Source organism: Micromonospora sp. NPDC005215, assembly GCF_040607915.1.
Taxonomy (GTDB): Bacteria; Actinomycetota; Actinomycetes; order Mycobacteriales; family Micromonosporaceae; genus Micromonospora.
Window position 1 is genome coordinate 62,647 of the sequence record NZ_JBEXHQ010000040.1, and the last position, 6,721, is coordinate 69,367.

At 69.7% G+C, this 6,721-nt stretch carries 6 protein-coding genes and 1 tRNA gene; 2 read left to right on the forward strand and 5 right to left on the reverse strand.

The window, feature by feature from the left end; all coding sequences use genetic code 11:
• Positions 1–58: 58 nt before the first annotated feature.
• The 4 genes from ABZU25_RS25810 to ABZU25_RS25825 all read right to left on the reverse strand — a co-directional run bounded on the left by ABZU25_RS25810 (position 59) and on the right by ABZU25_RS25825 (position 3,859).
• Complete coding sequence (locus tag ABZU25_RS25810; protein ID WP_355031938.1) at positions 59–748, reverse strand: 50S ribosomal protein L25/general stress protein Ctc; 690 nt, start codon at positions 746–748, stop codon at positions 59–61.
• A gap of 355 nt (positions 749–1,103) precedes the next feature.
• Positions 1,104–2,084, reverse strand: a complete 981-nt coding sequence (locus ABZU25_RS25815; RefSeq protein ID WP_238646397.1) for a ribose-phosphate diphosphokinase — start codon at positions 2,082–2,084, stop codon at positions 1,104–1,106.
• Between the two features lie 60 nt (positions 2,085–2,144).
• Positions 2,145–3,677: a bifunctional UDP-N-acetylglucosamine diphosphorylase/glucosamine-1-phosphate N-acetyltransferase GlmU gene (gene glmU, locus ABZU25_RS25820; protein ID WP_355031939.1), complete on the reverse strand. Its 1,533-nt coding sequence runs from the start codon at positions 3,675–3,677 to the stop codon at positions 2,145–2,147.
• 110 nt (positions 3,678–3,787) lie between these two features.
• A tRNA-Gln gene (locus ABZU25_RS25825) sits at positions 3,788–3,859 on the reverse strand.
• A 313-nt stretch (positions 3,860–4,172) separates the two neighbouring features.
• Here ABZU25_RS25825 and ABZU25_RS25830 point away from each other — a divergent pair.
• Both ABZU25_RS25830 and ABZU25_RS25835 read left to right on the forward strand, forming a co-directional pair.
• Positions 4,173–5,138 (forward strand): acyl-CoA desaturase, encoded by a 966-nt coding sequence (locus ABZU25_RS25830; protein WP_355031940.1) that lies wholly within the window; start codon positions 4,173–4,175, stop codon positions 5,136–5,138.
• Positions 5,139–5,349: 211 nt separating this feature from the next.
• Positions 5,350–6,045, forward strand: a complete 696-nt coding sequence (locus ABZU25_RS25835; RefSeq protein ID WP_355031941.1) for a TetR/AcrR family transcriptional regulator — start codon at positions 5,350–5,352, stop codon at positions 6,043–6,045.
• A 7-nt stretch (positions 6,046–6,052) separates the two neighbouring features.
• Here ABZU25_RS25835 and ABZU25_RS25840 read toward each other — a convergent pair whose 3' ends face one another.
• A complete protein-coding gene (locus ABZU25_RS25840; RefSeq protein ID WP_355031942.1) occupies positions 6,053–6,529 on the reverse strand; it encodes a DUF4383 domain-containing protein in 477 nt (158 codons plus the stop codon).
• Positions 6,530–6,721: the final 192 nt, after the last annotated feature.

Here is a 6,721-nt window from a genome sequence, read left to right on the forward strand (position 1 = left end):
GATACGCCGACAGGCGCCCCCGAACGTCCGGGAGCGCCTGTCGCAGAGTACGAACCGATCAGGCCTCGGTACGCGCCTCGGTGGTCTCCCCGCCCTCGGCGGTGTCCGCGCCCTCGGAGCCCTCGGTGGTCTCGCCAACCTCGGCCTCGGCCTCGTCGGTGGCCACCTCGACCTCGGGCAGCGTCGCCTCAAGCTGCTCGGCGGTGGGGGCGGCGGTGACCGACGCGACGGTCAGCTCCGAGTCGACGGCCAGCTCGACGCCGGACGGCAGCTCGACGTCGCCGGCGGTCACCTGGCTGCCCGCCTCCAGGCCGTCGATCGACGCCTCGAGGTGGTCCGGAACCTTGGTGGCGTCGGCGGTCACCGAGAGGGTGTCGTGGTCGTGCACGATCAGGGTGTCCCGGGCGGCCTCGCCGGTCAGCTGAACCGGAACGTCGACTGTGACCTTCTCGCCCCGGCGAACCAGGATCAGGTCGACGTGCTCGAAGGTGTCCCGGATCGGGTCCCGCTGGATCGCCTTCGGCAGCGCCAGCACCTGGGTGCCGTCGGTGATGTCGATAGCGAAGAGCTGGTTGGCACCGCCCTTGCGGATCGCCGCGGCGAACTCCCGGGACGGCAGCGCGATGTGCTTGGGCTTCTCGCCGTGGCCGTACAGCACGGCTGGCACCTTGCCGGCCCGGCGGGTACGGCGGGCACCACCCTTGCCGAACTCGGTGCGGGGCTCGGCGCTGATCTTTACCTCGGACACGGGGAAACTCCTGATGCTTTTCGCTGCGGCGGCTTGTCGTCTGGCGGTGCTGGGGCGAGGGGCTCGCTGGGGCTCATGCGTCATGAACGACTGCCCGGAGCACCGCGTCGATGACGGTGCCTCCGTGCGGCGCTTTTCAGCGGCCCGCCGGGCACCCTCGCCGTGGCAACCGCACCAGTCTACCCGAGCTGTTTCCAGGGTTTCCGGCAGTCCCCGGTCACGCCTCCACGCCAGCGCGCCGACGGCGTTCCCGCCAGCGTGCCAGCCCCGTTTCCCCCAGTTTGTCAGCCCGGCGACCCACCGGCGTGTCGACTGGCGGAAACGGGGCTCAAGCCTCGCTCAGCTCAGGCCGCGCTCAACTCAGGCCGCCGAAGAGAGTGGTCACCGAGCCGTCGTCGAAGACCTCCCGGATCGCCCGCGCCAGCAGCGGCGCGATCGACAGCACTGTCAGCTTGTCCAACTGCTTCTCCGGCGGCAGCGGCAACGTGTTTGTCACCACGATCTCGCTGATCGAGCTGTTCTTCAGCCGCTCCGTCGCCGGGTCCGACAGCAGCGCGTGGGTGGACGCGACCACGATCTCCGCCGCCCCCGACTCCTTGAGGATGTCCGCGGCCTTGGCGATCGTGCCACCGGTGTCGATCATGTCGTCGACGATCAGGCAGACCCGGCCCTCCACCTCGCCGACCACCCGGTTCGCCACTACCTGGTTCGGCTTCATCGGGTCCCGGGTCTTGTGGATGAACGCCAGCGGGCAACCGCCCAGCCGGTCGGTCCACCGCTCGGCCACCCGCACCCGGCCAGAGTCCGGTGCCACCACTGTCATCGGCCGGCCGGCGTACTTGCGTTCCACGTACTCGGCCAGGATGTCCATGGCGAAGAGGTGGTCCACCGGGCCGTCGAAGAAGCCCTGGATCTGCGCGGTGTGCAGGTCGACGGTGAGGATGCGGTTCGCGCCGGCGGTCTTCAACAGGTCCGCCACCAGCCGGGCCGAGATCGGCTCCCGACCGCGGTGCTTCTTGTCCTGCCGCGCGTACGGGTAGAACGGCAGCACCACGGTGATCCGCTTGGCCGACCCCCGCTTCAGCGCGTCCACCATGATCAGGGTCTCCATGACCCAGGTGTTCACCCCGTGCGTGACGGACTGCACCACGAAGGCGTCCGATCCACGCACCGAGTCCTTGAACCGTACGAAGATCTCGCCGTTGGCGAACTCGTACGCGTCGGCCGGGGTCGGCGCGACGCCGAGCACCTCACCGATCTCCTTGGCCAACTCCGGAAAGCCACGTCCGGAAAAGAGCATCAGGCTTTTGCGGTTTTCGGCGACGATGCTGCCCATGGGCCCGTCTGCTCCAGTTTTGTCGGCGCGGTACCCGACCCGGTGGTGGTGGGTCGGGGACTATTCGGTTGCAGTATCTCCCGCGCCGGATGTGCCGCCCACCGTCTCGGTCACCCCGTGCATTGCCTCACTGTCGCTTGCGGCGCCGGCCACCTCCGACGCACCCTTCGCGTCGCCGGCACGCTGCGCGGCCTCGGCCGCCGGCGTACCGGACCGCCGCTTCACCACCCAGCCCTCGATGTTGCGCTGACGCGCCCGGGCGACACCCATCGCGCCCGCCGGCACGTCGTCCACGATCACCGAGCCGGCCGCCGTGTACGCGCCGTCGCCCACCTCGACCGGCGCCACGAACATGTTGTCCGCGCCCGTCCGGGCGTGGCTGCCGATCACCGTGCGGTGCTTGTTGACCCCGTCGTAGTTGACGAAGACCGACGCCGCGCCGATGTTGGTCTGCTCGCCGATCGTCGCGTCACCCACGTACGTCAGGTGCGGCACCTTCGAGCCGGCGCCGATCTCGGAGTTCTTCACCTCGACGAACGTGCCGACCTTCGCCTTGTCGGCGAGCCGCGCGGCGGGCCGCAGGTACGCGTACGGCCCGACGCTGGCGCCCGCGCCGACCTCCGCGCCGACAGCATGGCTGCGGACCACCGACGCGCCGGGGCCGATGATCGTGTCGATCAGCGTGACGTCCGGCCCGACCGACGCTCCCGCACCGACCACCGTCGCGCCGCGCAACTGGGTGTTCTGGTCGACCACCGCGTCGCGGTCCAGCGCCACCGTCACGTCGATCCAGGTGGTCACCGGGTCGAGCAGGCTCACCCCGGTACGCATCCACGCCTCGTTGACCCGGTCGCGCAGCAGCCGACGCAGCGTCGCCAGCTCCACCCGGTCGTTGCAGCCCAACGTCTCGACGTGGTCGACGGCCATGTGTACCGCGACCGGCTCACCGGTGGAGCGGAGCAGGCCGAAGACGTCGGTCAGGTACTCCTCGCCCTGGTCGTTGTCGGTGGAGAGTTTGCTCAGCGCCTCCCGCAGCCGTACCGCGTCGAACGCGTAGATGCCGGCGTTGATCTCACGGATCGCGCGCTGCGTCGCGTCGGCGTCGCGCTCCTCGACGATCTGCTCCAACCGGCCGTCGGCGTCCCGGACGATCCGCCCGAGCCCGGTCGGGTCGGGCACCTCGGCGGCCAGCACGGTGGCCGCCGCAGCCGCCTCCTCGTGCGCGGTCACCAGCGCGCCAACCGTCTCGGGACGCAGCAGCGGCACGTCCCCGTTGATCACCACAACCGTGCCGGCGCCGTCCGGGACGGCGTCCAGCGCGATCCGCACGGCGTGTCCGGTGCCGAGCTGTTCGGCCTGGAGCACGGGCGTGGCGTCCGGGGCGACCTCGGTCAGATGTCCCCGAACCTGGTCGGCGCCGTGCCCGACCACGACGACGGTCCGCTCCGCGGCCAACGGCGCGGCGGCGCTCAGCACGTGACCGAGCAGCGTCCGACCGAGCAGGGGGTGCAGCACCTTGGGCAGTGTCGACTTCATCCGCTTGCCCTCACCGGCGGCGAGCACGACGACGGTTCGAAGGTGGGGCTGGGGCACGACGTGGCTCCCGTCGGGATGGCGGACACTTCCGCGGCCATGCTAACCGCGAGGCCCGGCACCTTTCCCTCTTACCCCCACCCGACCCCAAAACGGACGTAGGTGGGCAGCTCGGCCGCCAGGGTTCGAACCTGAAATACGGGTACCAAAGACCCGGGTGTTGCCAATTACACCACGGCCGATCAGCGACGCGAGGACGTCGCGCGGGGGATGGATGTCCCGCCGCTACACCTTAGCGCCCCGGCCGTCGGACGCCATCGCTCATCCCTCCGCCAGCCGAGAGCCCGGGGCGAGCCTGGCCGGTCGGCGACCCTCCACGCCGGTGCCTCGAAAGGTGGGCGAGCCGCCTGCCCGACCCGTCAGCACGGCATCTGACCTGCAACTTTGATGAGCGTTGTGAGAACTGTTCGAACTTCCCCGTGCGATCTACGGTGCCGTAAGTTACGGTGACGTAGGCGTAGCTTCGTGATCGTCCCCGTCCCCCTGCGAGGTCTCATGTCCACCACCCTGCTCGATTCCACCCCGGCCGCCAGCGGTCCCAAACCACTCACCGACGGCAGCCAGGCCCCCGGCATCCTGGCCGCCCTCTGGGCCTTCGTGGTGATCCCCTTCGTCGCCCTGCTGGTCGCCGTGCCGGTGGCCTGGGGCGGCTGGCTGGGCTGGACCGACGTGGTCATCGGCCTGGTCTGGTACGTCGTCACCGGGCTCGGCATCACCGTCGGCTTCCACCGCTACTTCACGCACGGCTCGTTCAAGGCCAAGCGCTGGCTGCGCGTGTCGCTGGCGGTGGCCGGGTCGCTGGCGGTACAGGGCGAGATCATCCAGTGGGTGGCCGACCACCGGCGTCACCACGCGTTCTCCGACCTGGAGGGTGACCCGCACTCCCCCTGGCGCTTCGGCACCAGCTTCTGGGCGTTGACCCGGGGCCTGTTCCACGCGCACGTCGGCTGGTTGTTCCGCCGGGAGCTGTCCAACCGGGAGCGTTTCGCCCCGGACCTCATCGCCGACCGCGACATCAGCCGGGTCGACCGCCTCTTCCCCGTGCTGGTGGCCATCTCGCTGCTCGGCCCGGCGCTGATCGGCGGCCTGGCGACCTGGTCCTGGCAGGGCGCGCTTACCGCGTTCTTCTGGGCCGGGCTGGTCCGGATCGGCCTGCTGCACCACGTCACCTGGGCGATCAACTCGGTCTGCCACGTCTACGGCGAGCGTCCGTTCGCGATGCGCCAGGGCGACCGCGCGTCGAACTTCTGGCCGCTGGCGATCCTGTCGTTCGGCGAGAGCTGGCACAACCTGCACCACGCCGACCCCACCAGCGCCCGGCACGGTGTGCTGCGTGGCCAGGTGGACATCTCCGCCCGGGTGATCTGGTTGTTCGAGAAGGTCGGCGCGGCGACGCAGGTGCGCTGGCCAAAGCCGGAGCGCCTCGCCGCCAAGCTGGTAAAGCCTGTCGCACCCCGCTAAAACCGGGCGGTACGCCGGGTTGCCGCCTGGCAGGATGGCCGGATGACCGAGCCACGCGGGGGGACCGGACGGCTCGGCACACGGGGGCCGGGCCCGATCCGGGTTACGGTCGGGCGGTCGGACCGCCGGCCAGTGAGGCGACGACGTGAACGGGCACAGCGGAGGCACCATTCCACGGCAGGGCGTCACCGAGCGCCAGCGAGGCGGCGACATGCCTGAGGTCACTGACGGTGACGACGTCGGCGGCCGACGGGTGACACCGCCAGTGCCGGCGCCCAAACCCAAACCCACCTCCCGGGTCCGCATGCCGGCGGCGCAGCGACGCGAGCAGTTGATCGCGACCGGCCGGCAGCTCTTCGCCGAGCGCGGTTTCGACGCCACCTCCATCGAGGAGGTGGCGGCCCGCGCCAAGGTCTCCAAACCGGTGGTATACGAGCACTTCGGCGGCAAGGAAGGGCTCTACGCGGTGGTGGTGGACCGGGAGGTCCGGGCCCTGCTGGACCGGATCACCACGGCGTTGACCGCCGGGCATCCGCGGGAGCTGCTGGAGCAGGCGGCGCTGGCCCTGCTTACCTACATCGAGGAGGAGACCAGCGGTTTCCGGGTGCTGGTCCGCGAGTCGCCGCTGATGTCCGGCGCGGCCAACTTCAGCAGCGTGATGAACGACGTCGCACACCAGGTCGAGCACATCCTGGGCGCCGAGTTCAAGAGCCGGGGGTACGACCCGAAGCTTGCCGAGCTGTACTCGCAGGCGCTGGTCGGCATGGTGGCACTGACCGGCCGCTGGTGGCTGGAGGTGCGCAAGCCGCGCAAGGAGACGGTGGCGGCACACCTCGTCAACCTGGCCTGGAACGGGTTGTCGCACCTGGAGGCGAAGCCGACGCTGATCACCGCCCGGCGTCACTGACCATTCGTCAGCTGCGGTGCACGTCGGCCACCGGATGTTTGCGGTTCGCCAACTCCGCCTCGGCGTGTTCCGGTGGGCCGACCTTGTCGTACAGGCCGGTGCCGAGCAGGATCAGGCCGAACAGCATCGACACGACCACCGTCGACATCGAGAAGTTGAGGAAGTTCGCCCCGGTCTGCAGCACCGACATCATCAGGATGCTGGTCGCCAGGAACACCACGCCGGCCGTGAGGTTCATGTAGTGGCCGAGGTTGGTGCGCCGGGACGCCCCGATGATCAGGACGATTCCGAAGACCACCGAGGCGAGTGAGAAGGCCAGGTTGGTACGCAGCCCGAGAGCCCAGGTGCTGCTTCGGTCGAAGAGCGGGTCGCCGATCGTCTCGGCGATGCCCCAGACGCCGAAGACCAGGATGTAGACGCCGATCAGACCGGAGAGGACCCGGTAGAGCGGCCGTGCCGGATGGTTCACCGGAAAGTGCGGCATACCCAGACCCCCTGAATCGACCGTTTCAGGAGGATTGTCACCCGAGCAAGACCCAACTGTCCGAAGAACCCCAAAGCCGGAAGGGTCCGCCGAGAGGCAGGACCAGGTCAGGTTTTCGCCGGAGCCCGAGCTGCGCAGTCACGCTGCACTGGTTCGGTGCCGACTTCACCAGCGCCACAGCTGTCGACCAGC

Coding starts and splice junctions, on each gene's coding strand:
- ABZU25_RS25830 (WP_355031940.1), top strand. CDS start 4,173: ATGTCCACCACCCTGCTCGATTCCACCCCGGCCGCCAGCGGTCCCAAA.
- ABZU25_RS25840 (WP_355031942.1), bottom strand. CDS start 6,529: ATGCCGCACTTTCCGGTGAACCATCCGGCACGGCCGCTCTACCGGGTC.
- ABZU25_RS25815 (WP_238646397.1), bottom strand. CDS start 2,084: ATGGGCAGCATCGTCGCCGAAAACCGCAAAAGCCTGATGCTCTTTTCC.
- ABZU25_RS25835 (WP_355031941.1), top strand. CDS start 5,350: ATGCCTGAGGTCACTGACGGTGACGACGTCGGCGGCCGACGGGTGACA.